Source organism: Nonomuraea sp. NPDC023979, assembly GCF_040639085.1.
Taxonomy (GTDB): Bacteria; Actinomycetota; Actinomycetes; order Streptosporangiales; family Streptosporangiaceae; genus Nonomuraea; species Nonomuraea ceibae.
On sequence record NZ_JBEZZG010000056.1, the window covers coordinates 1 to 15,897 of the forward strand.

General features: G+C 69.6%; 21 protein-coding genes and 2 pseudogenes. 14 read left to right on the forward strand and 9 right to left on the reverse strand.

All coding sequences use genetic code 11. From position 1 onward, the window contains the following. Together AB0G11_RS47100 and AB0G11_RS47105 are read left to right on the forward strand one after the other, a co-directional pair. Window positions 1–279: pseudogene (locus AB0G11_RS47100) on the forward strand (hypothetical protein); the annotation flags it as partial. A 240-nt stretch (window positions 280–519) separates the two neighbouring features. Next, window positions 520–864: a lipocalin-like domain-containing protein gene (locus AB0G11_RS47105; RefSeq protein ID WP_219503129.1), complete on the forward strand. Its 345-nt coding sequence runs from the start codon at window positions 520–522 to the stop codon at window positions 862–864. Here AB0G11_RS47105 and AB0G11_RS47110 read toward each other — a convergent pair. Next, window positions 845–1,030, reverse strand: a complete 186-nt coding sequence (locus AB0G11_RS47110; protein WP_357593653.1) for a DUF4158 domain-containing protein — start codon at window positions 1,028–1,030, stop codon at window positions 845–847. The genes AB0G11_RS47105 and AB0G11_RS47110 overlap by 20 nt on opposite strands. Window positions 1,031–1,763: 733 nt before the next feature. On the opposite strand from AB0G11_RS47110, the gene AB0G11_RS47115 reads away from it, so the two are divergent. Next, window positions 1,764–2,093 (forward strand): hypothetical protein, encoded by a 330-nt coding sequence (locus AB0G11_RS47115; RefSeq protein ID WP_357593655.1) that lies wholly within the window; start codon window positions 1,764–1,766, stop codon window positions 2,091–2,093. Window positions 2,094–2,184: 91 nt separating this feature from the next. On the opposite strand, the gene AB0G11_RS47120 is transcribed toward AB0G11_RS47115, so the two are convergent. Both AB0G11_RS47120 and AB0G11_RS47125 read right to left on the reverse strand, forming a co-directional pair. Next, entirely contained in the window at window positions 2,185–3,036 is an 852-nt protein-coding gene (locus tag AB0G11_RS47120) for a universal stress protein (RefSeq protein ID WP_357593657.1), read from the reverse strand. A 91-nt stretch (window positions 3,037–3,127) separates the two neighbouring features. Continuing rightward, window positions 3,128–3,301 carry a hypothetical protein gene (locus tag AB0G11_RS47125; RefSeq protein WP_357593659.1) on the reverse strand — a complete coding sequence of 58 codons (174 nt, stop codon included), beginning with the start codon at window positions 3,299–3,301 and terminating at the stop codon, window positions 3,128–3,130. Between the two features lie 292 nt (window positions 3,302–3,593). Between AB0G11_RS47125 and AB0G11_RS47130 the strand changes: the two genes are divergently transcribed. Next, the gene (locus AB0G11_RS47130; protein ID WP_357593661.1) at window positions 3,594–4,136 is read left to right on the forward strand and encodes a DUF5994 family protein; all 543 of its coding nucleotides are present in this window, start codon (window positions 3,594–3,596) and stop codon (window positions 4,134–4,136) included. A 49-nt stretch (window positions 4,137–4,185) separates the two neighbouring features. On the opposite strand, the gene AB0G11_RS47135 is transcribed toward AB0G11_RS47130, so the two are convergent. Next, window positions 4,186–4,743: a hypothetical protein gene (locus AB0G11_RS47135; RefSeq protein WP_357593663.1), complete on the reverse strand. Its 558-nt coding sequence runs from the start codon at window positions 4,741–4,743 to the stop codon at window positions 4,186–4,188. Between the two features lie 211 nt (window positions 4,744–4,954). Here AB0G11_RS47135 and AB0G11_RS47140 point away from each other — a divergent pair, with 211 nt between their 5' ends. The 3 genes from AB0G11_RS47140 (at window position 4,955) to AB0G11_RS47150 (ending at window position 6,751) form a co-directional block, all read left to right on the forward strand. Next, window positions 4,955–5,797, forward strand: a complete 843-nt coding sequence (locus AB0G11_RS47140) for an alpha/beta fold hydrolase (protein ID WP_357593665.1) — start codon at window positions 4,955–4,957, stop codon at window positions 5,795–5,797. A gap of 157 nt (window positions 5,798–5,954) precedes the next feature. Beyond that, window positions 5,955–6,389 (forward strand): STAS domain-containing protein, encoded by a 435-nt coding sequence (locus AB0G11_RS47145; RefSeq protein ID WP_357593667.1) that lies wholly within the window; start codon window positions 5,955–5,957, stop codon window positions 6,387–6,389. 77 nt (window positions 6,390–6,466) lie between these two features. Continuing rightward, window positions 6,467–6,751 carry an STAS domain-containing protein gene (locus AB0G11_RS47150; RefSeq protein WP_357593669.1) on the forward strand — a complete coding sequence of 95 codons (285 nt, stop codon included), beginning with the start codon at window positions 6,467–6,469 and terminating at the stop codon, window positions 6,749–6,751. Here AB0G11_RS47150 and AB0G11_RS47155 read toward each other — a convergent pair. The 3 genes and pseudogenes from AB0G11_RS47155 to AB0G11_RS47165 all read right to left on the reverse strand — a co-directional run. Further along, a pseudogene (locus AB0G11_RS47155) lies at window positions 6,721–7,215 on the reverse strand (PP2C family protein-serine/threonine phosphatase); the annotation flags it as partial. The gene AB0G11_RS47150 and the pseudogene AB0G11_RS47155 overlap by 31 nt on opposite strands. A gap of 554 nt (window positions 7,216–7,769) precedes the next feature. Next, window positions 7,770–8,093, reverse strand: a complete 324-nt coding sequence (locus AB0G11_RS47160; RefSeq protein WP_219503159.1) for an STAS domain-containing protein — start codon at window positions 8,091–8,093, stop codon at window positions 7,770–7,772. 117 nt (window positions 8,094–8,210) lie between these two features. Continuing rightward, the gene (locus AB0G11_RS47165; RefSeq protein WP_357593671.1) at window positions 8,211–9,239 is read right to left on the reverse strand and encodes a DUF5994 family protein; all 1,029 of its coding nucleotides are present in this window, start codon (window positions 9,237–9,239) and stop codon (window positions 8,211–8,213) included. Between AB0G11_RS47165 and AB0G11_RS47170 the strand changes: the two genes are divergently transcribed. Further along, entirely contained in the window at window positions 9,219–9,437 is a 219-nt protein-coding gene (locus AB0G11_RS47170) for a hypothetical protein (RefSeq protein WP_219503166.1), read from the forward strand. The genes AB0G11_RS47165 and AB0G11_RS47170 overlap by 21 nt on opposite strands. 232 nt (window positions 9,438–9,669) lie before the next feature. Continuing rightward, window positions 9,670–9,936 carry a hypothetical protein gene (locus AB0G11_RS47175; protein WP_357593673.1) on the forward strand — a complete coding sequence of 89 codons (267 nt, stop codon included), beginning with the start codon at window positions 9,670–9,672 and terminating at the stop codon, window positions 9,934–9,936. Window positions 9,937–10,027: 91 nt separating this feature from the next. Here the strand turns inward: AB0G11_RS47175 and AB0G11_RS47180 are convergent, their stop codons facing one another. Then, complete coding sequence (locus AB0G11_RS47180; protein WP_219503170.1) at window positions 10,028–10,930, reverse strand: YihY/virulence factor BrkB family protein; 903 nt, start codon at window positions 10,928–10,930, stop codon at window positions 10,028–10,030. 194 nt (window positions 10,931–11,124) lie between these two features. On the opposite strand from AB0G11_RS47180, the gene AB0G11_RS47185 reads away from it, so the two are divergent. Further along, window positions 11,125–12,264 carry an AI-2E family transporter gene (locus AB0G11_RS47185; RefSeq protein ID WP_357593675.1) on the forward strand — a complete coding sequence of 380 codons (1,140 nt, stop codon included), beginning with the start codon at window positions 11,125–11,127 and terminating at the stop codon, window positions 12,262–12,264. Window positions 12,265–12,291: 27 nt separating this feature from the next. On the opposite strand, the gene AB0G11_RS47190 is transcribed toward AB0G11_RS47185, so the two are convergent. Further along, window positions 12,292–12,651: a hypothetical protein gene (locus AB0G11_RS47190; protein WP_357593677.1), complete on the reverse strand. Its 360-nt coding sequence runs from the start codon at window positions 12,649–12,651 to the stop codon at window positions 12,292–12,294. A 145-nt stretch (window positions 12,652–12,796) separates the two neighbouring features. Between AB0G11_RS47190 and AB0G11_RS47195 the strand changes: the two genes are divergently transcribed. The 4 genes from AB0G11_RS47195 (at window position 12,797) to AB0G11_RS47210 (ending at window position 15,879) form a co-directional block, all read left to right on the forward strand. Continuing rightward, the gene (locus tag AB0G11_RS47195; RefSeq protein ID WP_219503176.1) at window positions 12,797–13,108 is read left to right on the forward strand and encodes a UBP-type zinc finger domain-containing protein; all 312 of its coding nucleotides are present in this window, start codon (window positions 12,797–12,799) and stop codon (window positions 13,106–13,108) included. Window positions 13,109–13,139: 31 nt separating this feature from the next. After that, window positions 13,140–14,141 carry a fatty acid desaturase gene (locus AB0G11_RS47200; RefSeq protein ID WP_357593679.1) on the forward strand — a complete coding sequence of 334 codons (1,002 nt, stop codon included), beginning with the start codon at window positions 13,140–13,142 and terminating at the stop codon, window positions 14,139–14,141. 110 nt (window positions 14,142–14,251) lie between these two features. Next, a complete protein-coding gene (locus AB0G11_RS47205; RefSeq protein ID WP_357593681.1) occupies window positions 14,252–15,223 on the forward strand; it encodes a LysR substrate-binding domain-containing protein in 972 nt (323 codons plus the stop codon). A 71-nt stretch (window positions 15,224–15,294) separates the two neighbouring features. Further along, the gene (locus AB0G11_RS47210) at window positions 15,295–15,879 is read left to right on the forward strand and encodes a tyrosine-type recombinase/integrase (RefSeq protein ID WP_357593683.1); all 585 of its coding nucleotides are present in this window, start codon (window positions 15,295–15,297) and stop codon (window positions 15,877–15,879) included. Window positions 15,880–15,897 lie beyond the last annotated feature (18 nt).

The following is a 15,897-nucleotide window of genomic DNA, read 5'->3' on the forward strand; positions in this document are numbered from 1 at the left end:
GCGCTGGTCGGCATCGGGCAGAGCCTGTTCAACGTCCCGGTCAACACCGCCATGCTGGCCGCGACCCCGCCCGGCATGATCGGCACGGGCGCCGGTGTGGGCATGACCGTCCGGACCCTGGCCTTCACCGTCGGGCCGTCACTTGCAGCCCTCGCCTACGGCCTGGCCTCGGGCGGTGCCGCCGGATTCCGCACCGGGGTCATCGTCCTGGCCGTGCTGCAGGCCGCGGGTCTGGCCGCCGGAATCGCCACCAAGGCGCGGGCCGTGCGCGATTCTTGAACCGCACAGGCCACCACCCCATGGCCTCAGGGCTCACGGGTCGTTTCGGCGACGGGTCAGCCAGCGCAGTGAGCGTGTTTGGGTACATGAGCAAGCTGAAGAGCATCTCGCTCGCGTTCGCACTGGCACGCACGATGGCGTCCACCGCTTCCTGCGCCCAGCCCAGCACCGCTCAATTCTCCCCTCCCCCAGCACCTCCGCCAGCGCGACACCGGACAGCACCTCACCGCTCGTCGGCTCGTGGCGGATGACTTCGCTGGAGACAGGCACCGCCGGGAACCCGCAACCGTGCCGCACTCCGGCCAGATCATCTTCACCGAGTCCGGCGGCGTGGCGGTGCAGGCCATGAATCCCCATGCCAAGGCCGCGGACACGCCGTACACCAGGACCGGGTATGAGGCCTACTACGGGACCTACACCGTCGATGAGACCGCCCGGACGTTCACCATGACGATCCAGTCATCCTTGGTGCCCGACCTCATCGGCCAGCGCCTGACACGCACCTTCAAGGTCTCGGATGACACGCTGCTCCTCAGGCCGACGGACGCATCAGAAGGCTGGCGCGTCACCTACGAACGCTTCTGATCCCGGCCTGGCAAGCCGATCCAGCCGCATCCTGCTCGGCCACGAAGGCCACGGCCTCGGGCGGGACGGCGAGCGGGTCTTCGGTCAGGAACACCCCGAACATGCGAACCGTCCCCCACTGCACAGCCCATCCCAGCCTGGTCGCCGGACGGTGCTCGGTCTCCAAGACTCCAGTGCTGTGCGGTCAGGCGGAAGAACTGCTCAAGCTCCGCCGGGGACGGCTCTTCGGGGAAGCGTCCGTAGCGGGCGACCTGCTCATCGGAGAGGAATTCGAAAGGCATGGCCCCGGACCGTATGACCTGCGATCAGCAGGATCAGCGGCCGTCATCGAACCGGCATCAAGATCAGCTATCTACCGCCAATCTCTGCACTCAGGTTCCTCGAAGGCCTACCTGAGCGTGATGGAGGGCGTGGGCTTTGGTGGTCGCCACGCTTGTCTGATCTACTCCGTGTCTTCCTCGATGCCGGAGACGGGGTGGGTGAGGCGGACCATGGCCCGGTACAGGGCGGCGGGGGCGGCTCGAGCGGGGGAGTCCTGCGCCGGGGGCGGCGTTGGCCCTGAGCATCTGGCCGGCCAGGCGGCGCCCAGATGGCCGAAATCCTCCCGCCAGAACTCCGCTGCGTCGCCCACCACCGACCTGGATCATCGGACGTGCTCTGGGTCACGCGTTCCTCTCAAGGTAGGCGTACCGCTCCCGGTCGGGGACAGCCGGCGGTCCACGGTCGGCTGTCAGGGGTGATCCCCCGATGAGGAGCGGTTGTGTCCGCCGACGCGCTGGCTCGGTATCGCCTGTGATCACGCGTGCAGTGGGATCTGTGCCATACCCTGTGGTGCAAGGCTGAAAGTGCTTCTCCGACATCTCGGAGACATCAGCCATCATCAGAGAGCGAGACGCGACATGAGCAGTGCTCGCAAAACCGAAGGTCATGCCGCACAGGCATCCTCCCACCCGAACAAGACCGCCGAGCGGCCCGATCACGCGGCCAACGCGCAGTGGCTCAAAGACAACCCGGCCTCCATGCCGCAGGTGGGCACCGGGCGGTGGGCCGTGTACGACCGCGCCGGCCAGCTGCTCGGCCACCTCGTCGGCGACGGTCCGACCCGCGACACCCGCTTCAAGGCGACCAGCGCGACACGGGAAGGGGCGCCGGCCGACCACGCGGTGGGCCACGGCATCACCCTGCACGACGCCGGGGCGCACCTTCTCGACGCGGCGCAGGACGACTGAGCCATGCTGGCCCCGGCCGAGGCCGGGAGAACGCGAGCCCGGCAGCTTCGCGCGTCGGGCCCGCGGTGGGCTCAGCAGCGGTGAGGTCCCCTCATGGCCGCACCACCGCGACGGAGGCGCGTGCGGCGTGCAAGACCCCGAGGGTGACGGATCCGAGCATCACGGTGCCGATCGCCCCTCTGCCCTGGGAGCCCACGACCACCAGGTCCGCCCCTTCAGAAGCGCGGGTGAGAGCGTCGACGGGGTGGGCGCGACGGACGTCCTCTATCACCTGAACCTGCGGATACCGCTGCCGCCAGCCCTGGAGGACGGTGGCCGCGGTCCGGCACTGAGCCGCGTGAATCTCGTCCAGGTCATGAGCGCTTTCCGGGATGTGGGCGTGCGCCGGCGGCTGCCACGCATGGACGGCGCGCAGCGTGCTCGCGCGCAGCATCGCCTGCTCGAAGGCGTAGGCAAGGGCGGGCTCGCAGGCGTGATAGTCCTCGAGCCCGACGACGACCTCCCCGTGGGCGGTGTCGGGGGCGGATCTGACGACGACGACCGGGCCGTGCGCGTACCCGGCCACGTGGGTGCTCACCGAGCCCAGCACGGCTCCGGGGAAGCCGCCGAGGCCGCTGCCGCCGATCACGATCTCGGCTGAGTCGCCGGCCTGGTTGCGCAACCTCGCCGCGGCGGCGCCCTGGAGCAGCTCGCAGTCGACATCGATGCCGGGCTGTCGCTTGCGTGCCACCGTCTCGGCGTCGCTCAGCACGCTCTGCGCGCTGAGCGCGATGACATCATCCTGGCCGGGGGCGGAGAACTTCGCGATCTCGTACGGCGTGCGCTCCACGGCGTGGACGATGCGGAGCCGGGCCCCGGCACGAGCGGCGTCGTCGGCGGCCCACTCGACAGCCGCGGTCGCGGCGTCCGAACCGTCCGTGCCCACGACAATGACTTGATTCATGGCTTCTCCAGGTTTGTGTCCGCAATTTCTGATCCACCGAAGCGCGAATATTCCAGGCCCGCTTGTTCGATGTCGTCGCCGATCTCCGGGATCAGTTCCTGAACGTTCCCCCGGATTTCTCGTCGTGCCGCCCCGGGTCATTTTCGGGCCGGATGGCCAAGCCCTTCGACTCCAGGTGCTGGTTTCCGGTCGCGCGGCCGAAGTTGAGCATGACCCACCCTTGAACGGCCCGTACTCTCGACTTGATCTTCCTGGTCAGGCTCATGGCGCTTCCCTTCGACTACTCCGGACGCAACGCGACCTTGGTCCCAGGATGGCCTTTCCGGCGCGAACGGGAAACAGGCAATCACCGGCCTGATTATCACCGCAGCCGATAACAGCACCCTTTTTCGCGGCGATTTTCCCGGCGGCTGATCGACGCCTCTTCCGGCCTCGCGCGAAGAGGTATAATAGAAATTACCGAGGACATTTCGAGCGTTGACATCCGAGTTGGCGTCGCCCGCGGCGATAGACCGGTTCCGGCCCCCCTGGACGAGGGCCCGAAAGGCCGTGCAACCATGATGACCGCACTTCTCTCCCCGGCAGGCTCTGCTCCCGAGACCCCATCCGCGCCCAGGCTCAGCCTGAACGCCGCCCTCGACCGGCGAGGCACGGTCGACGGGGCGTGGTGGCCGCACACCCGCGACGCCGCCGCCGAACTGCCCGCCCTCATCTCCGCCGTCGACCGGCGGCTCGGCAGGGCCGTCCTGCGTGTGGGCGTGCATCTGGACGCCTGGGATCACATCCCGCGCCGCACCACGGTCGGGGGCCGCAAGGTCAGGGTGGGCTGGTTCCGCAGCGCCGATCCGCACCTGATCACCCTGAGCATCGCGGGAAGCGCACCCGTCACCCTGCTGGTCATCCCGCCCAGCACCGCGGCCGGCCCCGCCGAGACCGCACTCGCGTATGCCGCCTCCGGCACGGTCGGCGTCCGCCCCGCCGACATCCTGCGACCCGCCGCCTCCGCGAAGGGCTCACCCGGCAGGGACGGCACGGCCTCCTGGGAGAACGAGGGCGGCCGCGTCACCGATCCTGCGACCGCGCCGCCCGCGACCACCTGACCCGTGCTGGGCCGAGGCGGCGGCCCGCTGCGGGCGATCCGGATCCGGGTCAGTAGCGGTGTGGCCCGACATGCCCCTCGAACAGCAGGCAGGGCGCCGGCTCGTCCCCGTAGGGGGAGCGCGGGTCGGGGTCGGAGTCGGCGCGTTCGGCCGGGCACGGCGGCAACGTGACGAGTTCGCGGGCGCGAAGGTCCCAGCGGATCCAGATGAACCGGTCCGGTCCGGGCAGGACCTGGACATGCGCCGCGTGAGCGCCCGCGTGGCCGGGCTGAAGCTCACAGCCGTAGACGGCCTTGCGCCCGTGTCGGCCTCCCTCGGCCAGCGGGGCCCATTCGGCGTCGGTGAGCACGTTGTAGTGAGGGCAGTCCTGTTCGCCGGTGTGCCGTTGCAGCCCGGTGGCGAGGGCGCCCGCCAGCCCCGCCGCGGTGAAAACCTGATGGACGGCGTTGTGGACCCGCTCGACGTCGTCATCGCTCAGCTCCACCGCACCGAGCTGGTCAGCCAGGAGTCGTACGTGGGTGGCGAAGTGCCGGCAGGCGTCCACGAGTGCGGTCACCGGGACCACCGCGTCATGCGGCGGGTCGGTCGGCACGTCTTGATAGGTCACAACACTCACAGTACGCCGCCCGCCGCCGGACACGGCGGTGGCGCCGCTGCCGTGCCGGTCACCGAAGGCACCGGTTATCAGCTCCGCAGATGAGCGGCGCAAGAATTGCCCGTTTCCCTTGGCCGTGGACTCCTGTGCGCTGAAGGGGACAGCCCGGCTCTCGACCTCCTGACTGCCGGCCGCCTGCTCGATGACTCCATAGGAGAGACCCATGACCGAAAGCACCGAGGCCAAGCCCCCCGTCGTCCTCATTCATGGGCTGTGGCTGACCCCTCGCGCCTGGGAGCACTGGATCGAGCGCTACGCCGAACGCGGCCACGAGGTGTCCGCCCCGGCCTGGCCCGGGATGGAGATCGAGGTCGAGGCGCTGCGCAAGAACCCGGAAGTCATGAACGGCCTGGGCGTCACCGAGGTGGCCGACTTCTACGAGAAGATCATCAGGGAGCAGTCCCAGCCCCCCGTCATCGTCGGCCACTCCATGGGCGGCCTCATCACCCAGATCCTGCTGGACCGCGGCCTCGGCGCCGCGGGCGTCGCGATCCACCCCACCCCGATCCAGGGCGTGCTGAGACAGCCGCTCAGCAGCCTGCGCTCGGCCTTCCCGGTCCTGTCCAACCCCGCCAACCGCTCCCGCACCGTGGCGCTGAGCGCCGGACAGTTCCATTACGCGTTCACCAACACCCTGACCGCGCAGGAGTCGGACGGGCTCTACCAGCGCTACCACGTACCCGCCCCGGGCCGGCCGCTGTTCCAGGCCGCCACCGCCAACCTGCGACGGCACCCCGCCACCAGAGTCGACGTGCGCAACGACACGCGCGCCCCGCTGCTCCTGGTCGCCGGCGGCGCCGATCACACCGTCCCCGCCACCCTGGTACGGCAGACCTACCAGCGCTATCAGAAGTCCCGCGCGCACACCAACTACCACGAGTTCGCCCGCATGCCGCACTTCGCCCTTGCCGCCCCCCAATGGGAACGCGTCGCCGACCATGTCCTTCACTGGGCCGTGCAGTACATCACGAAACACCCCGGCAGCAACCGCGGCGACACCCGATAGGCGCGCTGCCACGCAGGTCTGGTGACTACCGCTCCGACCGGCCTGCCGGACGATCGAAGCACTGCACGCACGACACCGCTCACGCCGGCGTCCAGCAACGTGTTCACGCCGCCGCCTCGAACCGGCTGCCCCCTTATCTCCCCCGTAGGAGCCCGGCATGAACACCCACACTGCGAGCGCGTCCGCACTCGTGCTCGCCGCCCTGATCGAACGGCTTGTTACCGCGCTTCTCCCGACCTCCGCCACCACCGTCACCGCCGACGGCCTCCTCCGCATCACCCCGCTCGCCGAGCGTGCGGGTCTGCGGTTCGAGGGCGAGCTCGACTACGCCACCCTGCCGGCGCTGAAGCGCGCGCTGGCCGCACTGGCGAGCGGGGACGACGACTTCTGCGTGGATCTGAGCGGCCTGGAATTCATCGACGTCGGCTGCCTGCGTGCCTTCGTCGTCACCGCCACCGCCATCCACAAGGGCGACGGCGACCAGGTTCTGACGCTGCGCTCGGCGCCTGCACAGATGCGACGCCTGCTCGAGCTGACCGGCTGGCACCAGACACCCGGTCTCGACCTCCAGGCGTCGGCGCGGCCCGGTTGACACCCTCATGACCACTCTCGGCCCCTCTCCCGAGGCGGCTCTGTGGCTCGTCCCGCAGCCGCCACCGTCGTGCGCATGTGTGGCGGCTCGACCTCAGCACCAGCGAGGCCGTACGCGAGCGCCTTCAGGGAGCCTTGCACCGCAGCACCGGCCTGCTCAACCTCGACCTGTCCGGGGTGTCGTTCTGCGATGCTGCCGGGCTGAGCGTCGTGGTCGGGATCCGGAACCAGGCAGGAGCCCGCGACATCGTCATCGCCCTGGCCGCTCCCCGCCCACATGTGGCCAAGGTGCTGCAACTCGCCGACCTCGACCACAGCTCAGCTCCCCGTTCGGGCTGGGCCTCGATGATGCCGTCGGTGTAGAACAGCAGCCGGTCCCCGGGTTCGAGCTGGTAGTGCAGCAGGCCGGTGGACAGGTCCAGGCCGAGACCCATCGGTGGGTCGGGCACACTGGTCAAGGTGGCGACCTGCTGGCCGCCTCGGATCACCAACGGCGGATGGTGACCTCGATTGACCCAGGCCAGCCGGCCGGTGCTCTGCTCGGCGATCGCCGCGTCGATGGCCTCGCTCGTCGCGGGCAGGTTCGTCCCCTGGCGGCGGCTGGTGCGAGCGGACCCGATGGCGATGGTGGCGGTGAGCCCGGCCGCGGTGTCGTGCCCCATCGCGTCGAAGATCGACACATGCAGGGTGTCGCCGTCGATCGCGTAGTCGTAGGCATCGCCGCCCACCTCGTAGGCCGGCTCCAGCGCGGCGCTGACCACCACCCTGTCATCGGCGAAGCCCTCAGGCGGCAGCACATTCCCCAACACCTCGGCCGGCAACGTCATCGGCCGGGCGCGGACCAGGCGGGCGTAGGAATCGCTGTAGGGGCGCTTACTGATCAGCAGCAGCGAGACAAGCGAGGCCAGCAATGCCGCAGCCTCAGATCCCCGCTGCACGCTCACTCCCAGGACGCCGACCCGTTCGGTGCCGCTCAAGCAACGGCACCCATAGTCGCTGCGGTCCCTCGCCGGCCGACGAGGCAGGGACGCTCTCAGGAGCGGCGGGATCCATCACATGCCGGGCCTCGACGATCTCCACGCCGCGGAAGGCGCGCCCGGCCATGGTGGCGTCGATCCGGATCGCCTCAAGCCGCTCGCAGTGGCGTCCAGCAGGCCGCCCAGCGTCCGCTCACCATCACCCGTCACCTTGACGCCTTCCCCTGGAGCCTCTCCCCTCACAATAGATCGTCTCCCCCATGCGGTACGAGCTTGTTTCAAGCGTGCTGACCAGGGCTAACGTCTCCCGGGCGTGCTGGTGCGCAGTGTGTGCTTGCCGGCGCCGGCGCGAGGAAAGGCGCGATGACGATCGTCACGGTCAGGGTCACCGGTCGGCATGCCGGTCACGCCATGACCGGGAAGCGGCGGTCCAGGCCGGTGATGCGCAGCAATCCAGCCATGCGCGGGGGAACGCCGGTCAGGGCCAGCGTGATGCCCCGTGTCCGGGCACGGCTCTGCACGCCGACCAGCACGCCCAACCCGCCTGCCCCGCAGAAGGTGACCTGGGACAGATCCAGGACCAGCAGGTCGGTGCTGTGATCGAGGGTGTTGATCAGCCGGCGGCGCAGCCGGGCTGTGGTGAAGATGTCGATGTCCCCTGACAGATGCACCAGGGTCGGCGCCGAGGCGCTCACCCCGGCGAGCGGGGCGGTGTCGATGACGGTCATGGAATGTCTCCTCACGGGAGAAGCTGAAAGTGATGAGATGCCTGCCGGCCGGAGATCGGCCCGCCGCCAGTACGGGCGGTGCCAGGACCGCTCGATCCGGCCGGCAGGCGGCACGGGTCATGGCGACGGCGTCGGCCGTCCCATGGATGGCTGCGCTGCCTGCCCGATGACCGACCCGCCCTCGTCCTCCCAGCGGGCCGGTCCGTCGGCCGTGGCACGCGGAGCGGGCCCGGCGGGCAGATGCGCGAGGGTGAGGATGGCGTCGATGCTCATGCCGGCGATGTCCTGGGCGGTGAGCTTGAGCGTGGCCTCGGCTGCGCCGGCGGCGGTGCCCGAAGGGACGATCAGCAGGCCGACCGGCTCGCCGGTGGCGAAGCTGAGAGTGATCACGCGCGGGTCCGTGTGGCGGAACCAGCCGATGCGGACCTGCCGCCCGCGCGCGGGGATACGGCGCGGAATGTTCTGCCACACGTCACGGTGCAGGCCTATGCGGAGCGTGACCCGATCCAGCAGCCGGTCCACGGTGGCGATGAGGGCGGGCAGTTCGGCGGCCGCGTCATGGGAGGAGGGCCACCAGGCCCCGTCCACCACAGCCAGCCTGTTCGGCACCGGGCTGAGGCTGAGCCGTAGCGCGGAATCGACCCGAGGGATCGCGGGCGAGGCGGGGCTGAGCGGTGCGGGTTGAGAAAGAAGCGTCGGCGTCATGGTCGCCTGACCTGTCCAGGCCTCCGAAGAGGCCGGTGGTGGTTCGCCGGGGGCGACGCGGACCTGAATGCCAACGCTCGATATGACCTCGGTACTCTCAGTGTACGGCATGGCTTCCGAAATTCGGCAATTCCGGAAGTGGACTGAGGGGGTGACATCCGGAAACGAGCCCGCAGAGCTCGCGGAACCGGACGGAGCAGCTTCCGGAACACGGGCCGGTCGCGGGCTCGGCCGCTTTCCGCTCCGCACGCTGTCGTCCTGGCCGACTACACCGCCGCGCTCGCGCACGCCCCGCTGGCCGGCTCCACCAAGACCGAGTACGCCTCCCGGCTGCGCGGTCACCTGGCCTGGCTGGCCGACCAGGCCGACGCCGGCGCCCTGGACGGCGATCCGCTCATCGACCCGACCGCAGCCGGCGCCGTGCGCGACTTCCGCCGGCATCTGAAGAACGGCCGCCGCGCCCCCAACACCATCGACACCTACCTGTCGGCCATCGACGACTTCACCGACGGGCTGCAGTCCCGCGCCGATTGGAAGGGAGCCGGCACCCACGCCGCGCTGTTCCTCAACCACCGCGGCGGCCGGCTGAGCGACCGCGCCCCCGCGACATCACCGGCCTCGGCGACGCCGTCGGCCTGAGTGACGACCCCACCGAAGCCGACAAGGAAGCCGCCTTGGACGCCCTCATCACCGACCACTGACCAGAGCAGCAAACCGGTTCGGACCGGGTGCCGCGACCGACACTCCGTATCCCCGCCCGGCTGGAGGGCACCGCGTCCGCGCCACGGTAGGCGAATGCGGAGGGCCACCGCCTACAGCGTTCGACCCTAGGCAGGGGGCCCCTTGCGGATTCTGGCGAAAGGAGCCGGCCGTGCCTGAGAATGTCGCACTGATCATTCGATTCCACCTGATGGGCGGCGAAGACGTCTCCGTGATCAGCGGAGACTTCGACGGAGAGCCGGAGGCGGTGGCGGCGATCGCTCGTGCTGTAGACGAGCGGCACAGCCTGGTGTTGATCCGAGCAAGACATGATCGCGAAGCCGACGTTAGCGGCATAGTCATCAACCTCGCCAACGTGGTGTCGGCGCGTGTGTCGAAGACAGACAGCGCCGAGGCGGGCGTGCCCGACACGCCCTGACAGTGGCCAGCCGGACGAGGCCGTCGACGGTGGCACGTCGGTGACCGAAGCGGCGTTCCGCGCAAAGCTCATCGCCGGAGCTGATCGCGGCTCACGCTTTCGGCGGGCCTGCCCGAACAGCCAGGTCGGTGACGTCTCCGGTGGTGCTGGTGGCCGCCAGCGCGGTGGCGAACAGGATGAGCTGGTTGAGCACCTTGAGGAAGAGCAGCATCGCCACCGCCCCGGTGACGACCTGGTACGCGGGGTTCGCGGCGGTGAGGTTGAGCACGGCCTGACCCAGGGTCTTGAGGATCTCCAAGCCGATCGTGATGACCAGCGCCGGCCCGATCACCCGTCGCGGCGACAGGTGCAGCCGCGGTGGCGCGGTGAGCAGCGCCATGGCCAGCAGGGTGTTGACCCCGATTCCCAGCACGAACGCCGCCACCGACAGCATCCATTGGGCGGGGGCGGCCTGCACGCCCACGGTGTTCACCGCAAGCAGACTCAGCACCCACTCCGCGGCGAAGACGACGGTGAGCGACAGCGAGAGCAGTGTCCCGAGCCCCACCATGACGCCCAGGTCGATGATCTGGCGCAGGAAGAAGTTGCCCGGATACTCCTCCAGCCGCCAGATCGCCCTGGTCGCCGAGCGCAGCGTGTCCATCCAGTACAGGCCCGTCAGGGGCAGCACCACACAGGCCACCAGCCCGGCTGTTCCTCCGGCGTCGCGCAGCGCCTGGACGTCAAGGCGCGGGAAGGTGTCGCTGAGGTAGCGCTGCATCCCGCTCAGCACCGCCGGGTGGTCCAGGACGCGGCTGAGGACGGCGAACCCCAGCAGGGCCAGGGCGAAGGTGGCGAAGAAGGCGTAGTACGTGAGAGCCGCCGACAGGCGACCGGCGTCGACCTTGTCGTAGCGGATCAGGGCGCGCACCACGTGATCCAGCCACCCGTACCTGCTCCTGGCCCGCTCCCAGCCTCTCGCCAGCCAGCCCGCCCAGCGCCGGACGGCGCTCATGCCCGGAGCCGGTACGTCGGGGGGACGCGGCCGTGATCACGTGCCGCGGTCGTTTCGCAGAAGATGGCTCACCCTGCCGTCGTGAGAAGCTGGTAGGGCGGATGGCCTACCCATAAGGCGATTTTTATTCTTTGTTTCCCCGGCCGGGAGCCTGGAAGCACGCCTGATTCCGCCCGGGAGGGAAGTACCCGTCCATGGATTCACCTCAGGACCGCCTGCTGCGGTTAGTGCCGGCGACCTTGGCCAAGATGGCCGCCTGGTGCGCGTGCCTGATCGTCATCGGCGTCGTGGCCAACTACGTGTTCGGTTTCGTGGCGTCGATGCGCCTCATAGCCTTGCCCGTGGCGATCGCCCTGCTGCTGACCGCGCTGCTGTTCCCGCTCACCCGGCGGCTGCGGGCGTCGGGGCTGCGGGCGATCTACGCCACCTGGATCACCATGCTCGTCGCCCTGGCCGTGCTGGGCGGGACGGGGTGGATCATCGGCGTGCGGGCCAACGCGGAGTTCCCCGGCCTGGTGACGCAGGTCAGGCAGACGGCCAAGACGGTGGAGAACTGGCTCTACTCCGGGCCTTTGCACCTGAAGCCCATCCAGCTCAGCGGCTGGGTGGACGAGATCGCCAAGTTCGTCACCGAGCGGCAGCAGCAGATCACCTCGACGGTCCTCGTGGGCACCGTGGTGGTGGTCGAGGTGCTGGCCTCGATCGTGCTCCTGCTGTTCGTGACGTTCTTCCTGCTCAAGGACGGCGACCGGATCTGGTCCTGGTTCCTCAAGAGGTTCGGCCGGATGGCGCCGCGGGTCGACCGGGCCGGGCGGACCGCCTGGACCACGCTGTCCCACTACGTGCAGGGCACGGTGGCCGTGGCCGCGGTGCACGGCGTGCTCATGGGGCTGGTGCTGGCCGTCATGGGAGTCCCGCTGTGGGCGGCACTGGCCGTACTGATCTTCCTGGCCAGCTTCGTCCCGATCGTCGGCATCCTCTTCGCCGGTGCGGTCGCGACGCTGGTCACGCTGGGCGCGAAGGGCCCCGTCTACGCGCTGATCTTCATCGGCATCCTGATCGTGGAGCAGCAACTGGAGAACCACGTGCTCCAGCCGCTGATCGTCGGCCGGGTCCTGCACTTCCACCCGCTCGCGATCATCATCGTGCTGGCCGTCGGCGGCATCCTGGCCGGGATCGCGGGCGCGGTCGTGGCCGTGCCGATCACCGCCATTCTCTACCGGGCCGTGCCGGAGCTCTTCAAGGACGACCCGATTCCCCTCCCGGCAGCACCGGTCCCGAAATCACCCGGGCAACCCGTACCTCCTGAGAAGGGACCCGAGCAGCAGGATTGACCCAATCCGAGGCGGGCGGTGGCGGGCTCATGGGGCCGTACGGCAGGCAGAGGCCGGGGCGGGCGGTGGCGCGCCTCCGTCGCGGACCTTCCCGGCCAGCGCCTGGTCGGCTGCGGCGCTGACCAGGCGTGCGGCGGCGGCCACCTCGGCGAGCTGACCCGGCGCCATCGCCTCCAGGCACGCGGCGAGCCGCTGCCGGTCACCATGACAGGCGATGCTCATCGCGTCCCGGAGGGCGAGAGCGCGCGAGGCCGTGCTGACCGCCTTCAAAACGTCGGCCAGGGCCTCATCCAGACCACTGTCAGGGCCTGGCCGCTGCGGAGGCCGGGCATCGGCCATCATCCACCTGCCGTCCTTGGCTCCGAGTCGGGACGTTCGATCAGGCATCGTGGGAACGTACCCGCCGGCTCGCGATCGCCTCAGCTGATGAGGCTAGCTGGGATTGCCTGTTTCCGCACAGCCGGCCGAGAGCCTTGACTGGTGAGCGACCAGCCGGCGCACCTCGCGTCGCTGTCACCGTGAGGGGGTCGTGATGACCCTGGACGCACAAGGAACGGACGCGAAAGACCGCGCAGGCCTGAACGGTCAGGTCCCGCGCTGCGAGCACATCGACCAACTCCCCCAAGTGCGGCACGGACCGCCCGAATGCAAACAGTGCCTGTCCCTCGGCCGCACCTGGACACGCCTGCTGGTGTGCCTGACCTGCGGCTGGGTGGCCTGTTCCGACGATTCGCGGGGCGGCCACGCCAAGGCCCACTACCAGGAGACCGACCACCCGGTGGCCGCCGCCTTGGGGACGAATCCGACCTGGCGCTGGTGCTACGTGCACCGCCGCACCGTATAGCCGCACCGTAGAGACGAGAGGAAAGAGATCTATGACCATTTCCGAACAGGTGGCGGAACGCCGCCAGGACTACGACGGCACCTCGCCCTTCCCCGAGGCGGAGGACCACGTTCCGGCCGGGCGGCTCCAGGTGGCCCTGACGGGGGCGATCGTGGTGCTGCCGTTCGTCGCGCTCGGCGCCGCGGTCCTCCTGGCGTGGGGCCGGGGGGTCACGCTCACCGACCTGCTGCTGGCCGCGATCCTGTACGTGGTGACCGGCCTGGGGGTGACGATCGGCTTCCACCGGCTCCTCACCCACTCCTCGTTCACCGCGCGGCCCTGGCTGCGCGTGGCGCTGGCGGTCACCGGTTCGATGGGCTTCCAGGGAAATGTGATCGACTGGGTGGCGGTGCATCGCCGCCATCACGCCTTCACCGACCGTCCCGGCGATCCCCACTCGCCCTACCGGTACGGCACTGGGCTGCGCGGGCAGCTTCGGGGGCTGGTCCATGCCCACCTGGGCTGGCTGTTCGCCGACGATCCGACCCCGGCCGAACGTTACGCCCCCGACCTGCTGGCCGACCGCGCGATGTCCCGCGTCGCACGCGCCTTTCCCGCGCTGTGCGCGCTGTCGCTGGCGCTGCCGTTCCTGGCCGGATGGGCGATCACCGGCACCCTGTACGGCGGGCTTACCGCCTTCCTCTGGGCGGGACTGATCCGCGTCGCGCTGCTCCAGCACGTCACCTGGAGCGTCAACTCCCTGTGCCACGTCATCGGTGCCAGGCCCTTCAAGACCCGACGCCACGACCGCTCGACGAACCTGTGGCCGCTGGCCCTGCTGTCCTTCGGCGAAAGCTGGCACAACGGCCACCACAGCGAACCGAGCTGCGCCCGCCACGGCCTCGACCGCGGTCAGCTCGACCCGTCCGCCGCCGTGATCGGCCTGTTCGAACGGTTCGGCTGGGCGGGTGACGTGCACTGGCCCGACCGAGAACGCGTCCAACGCCGACGCGTCGGTCCGCGCCGGCAGGCCCGCGCGCCGGCCGGAGACTGACCGAAGGGGCCTGTCGCTCTCCGCCGCCTCGGGGTTCACCCGCTCCTGGGGGACCTACAGTGGAGACGACAGCCCGCATCGACGCCGCCCAGGGCAGAAAGGGGGCGGGCATGGAGTTACGGCAACTGCGCTATTTCGTGACGCTGGCCGAAGAGCTGCACTTCGGCCGGGCGGCCGCACGTGAACACATCGTGCAGTCGGCGCTGAGCCAGCAGATCCAGCGGCTGGAACGCGAGGTGGGCGTACGGCTGCTGGACCGCAGCACCCACCATGTCGCCCTGACCCCGGCGGGCTCCGCGTTCCTGGTCGAAGCGCGCCAGATCCTCAACCACGTCAGCAGGGCCGGGCAGACCGCGCGTAACGCCGCCGCCTCGACGCCCACACTGCGCGTCGGCATCATCGACGCCGGCTACGACACCATGCCGCAGATCCTGCGCGAACTCCAGGAGAGCCACGCCGGCATCACGATCCACCAGGTCGAGGCGGGCACACCCGAACAGTACCGGCAACTGGCCGACGGCCGCCTGGACATCGCCATCGGACACGCCTCCCAGGCCCCGGCCGAGGTGACGTCCAAGCTCGTCAGGCTCGATCCGCTCGGCGTCCTGGTGCCCGACGACCACCGCTTCGCCGAACTCGACGGCGTGCCTGTCATCGCTCTGGCCGACGAGCTGTTGCTGCTCGGTGAGGAGTCGCAGACGCCGGAGCTCAACCAGTTCGTGCTCGCGCTGTGCCGTTCGGCCGGGTTCACGCCCGCCCTTTACGAGGGCACCGTCGAGAGCTCCCGGGCCGCCGCAGACCTCGTCCTCCAGCACCGCTGCGTGCACTGTGTCCCCTCCTCCTTCCGCTCCTCCAACCGGCCGGGCACCACCTGGCGGCCCCTGACCGACCCCGCCACGCACTACCCCTGGTCACTGCTGTGGCACCAGGACAACCCCTCTTCGCACATCGCCACCGTCATCGACAGCGCCCGCCACCTGGCGGAGCGGCTCGACTGGCTGGAGCCCGTGGCCCCGGTCATCGAACCGGCGCCCGGCGAAGGCGCACCGAGCACCGCCGGCACCGGCGACGCGCCTGCCTGACCCGCCCGGCAGCGGCGCGGGCTGAATGGGCCGGGCACTCTGGGCTAAACGCAACCGGCGGGCTGCCAATCATGAAGATCGGGAAGTCCGCCCAGGTCAGGCGGGGTCAAGAAGTCGCACGTCAGATGCTCAACGATCAGAAGAGCGGCGCCGAAGTCCTGCCGCGCTATCTGTTCCTGCGCACGCACGACAACCGGCTCGGCCGGCATCCCTACCCGGCCGAGACCTATCAGTCACGGCTACGAGACCTCACCCAGCGGCTGAACGTCACCGACAGCATGGGCCGGCCAGTTCACATCTCCCAGACGCACCACTTCCGGCACACCCGGGCAACCGACTTGATCAACGCGGGCGTTCCCATTCACGTGGTGATGAGGTACTTCGGCCGCCTCACCCCCGCCATGACCATGCACTACGCCAAGACTCGATCGGAGGCCGCCGAGCACGAGTTCCTCCGCTACAAGAAGTTCACCGCCGATGGGGCGAGTTGCCCACGACAATCCCTGACCGGCGGCCCCCGTCGCCACGAACCGGTGACCGAAGCACCAGCCATGCGCCGGAACCCTACCGACGAGCAACCAGCGAGCAACCACCGGCGCGACTCCACCTCGCCCGGGGCTCTCCGAGAACCGAGAAACCCCAGCTCAGCGAACTGAACCGGGGCTTCTGTCAGG

Bases quoted from the DNA above. Each gene is read 5' to 3' on its own strand.
- AB0G11_RS47140 (WP_357593665.1), top strand. From the start codon at position 4,955: ATGACCGAAAGCACCGAGGCCAAGCCCCCCGTCGTCCTCATTCATGGG.
- AB0G11_RS47190 (WP_357593677.1), bottom strand. From the start codon at position 12,651: ATGCCTGATCGAACGTCCCGACTCGGAGCCAAGGACGGCAGGTGGATG.
- AB0G11_RS47125 (WP_357593659.1), bottom strand. From the start codon at position 3,301: ATGAGCCTGACCAGGAAGATCAAGTCGAGAGTACGGGCCGTTCAAGGG.
- AB0G11_RS47130 (WP_357593661.1), top strand. From the start codon at position 3,594: ATGATGACCGCACTTCTCTCCCCGGCAGGCTCTGCTCCCGAGACCCCA.
- AB0G11_RS47195 (WP_219503176.1), top strand. From the start codon at position 12,797: ATGACCCTGGACGCACAAGGAACGGACGCGAAAGACCGCGCAGGCCTG.
- AB0G11_RS47180 (WP_219503170.1), bottom strand. From the start codon at position 10,930: ATGAGCGCCGTCCGGCGCTGGGCGGGCTGGCTGGCGAGAGGCTGGGAG.
- AB0G11_RS47160 (WP_219503159.1), bottom strand. From the start codon at position 8,093: ATGACCGTCATCGACACCGCCCCGCTCGCCGGGGTGAGCGCCTCGGCG.
- AB0G11_RS47145 (WP_357593667.1), top strand. From the start codon at position 5,955: ATGAACACCCACACTGCGAGCGCGTCCGCACTCGTGCTCGCCGCCCTG.
- AB0G11_RS47115 (WP_357593655.1), top strand. From the start codon at position 1,764: ATGAGCAGTGCTCGCAAAACCGAAGGTCATGCCGCACAGGCATCCTCC.
- AB0G11_RS47205 (WP_357593681.1), top strand. From the start codon at position 14,252: ATGGAGTTACGGCAACTGCGCTATTTCGTGACGCTGGCCGAAGAGCTG.
- AB0G11_RS47185 (WP_357593675.1), top strand. From the start codon at position 11,125: ATGGATTCACCTCAGGACCGCCTGCTGCGGTTAGTGCCGGCGACCTTG.
- AB0G11_RS47165 (WP_357593671.1), bottom strand. From the start codon at position 9,239: ATGCCGGCGGAAGTCGCGCACGGCGCCGGCTGCGGTCGGGTCGATGAG.
- AB0G11_RS47210 (WP_357593683.1), top strand. From the start codon at position 15,295: ATGAAGATCGGGAAGTCCGCCCAGGTCAGGCGGGGTCAAGAAGTCGCA.
- AB0G11_RS47120 (WP_357593657.1), bottom strand. From the start codon at position 3,036: ATGAATCAAGTCATTGTCGTGGGCACGGACGGTTCGGACGCCGCGACC.
- AB0G11_RS47200 (WP_357593679.1), top strand. From the start codon at position 13,140: ATGACCATTTCCGAACAGGTGGCGGAACGCCGCCAGGACTACGACGGC.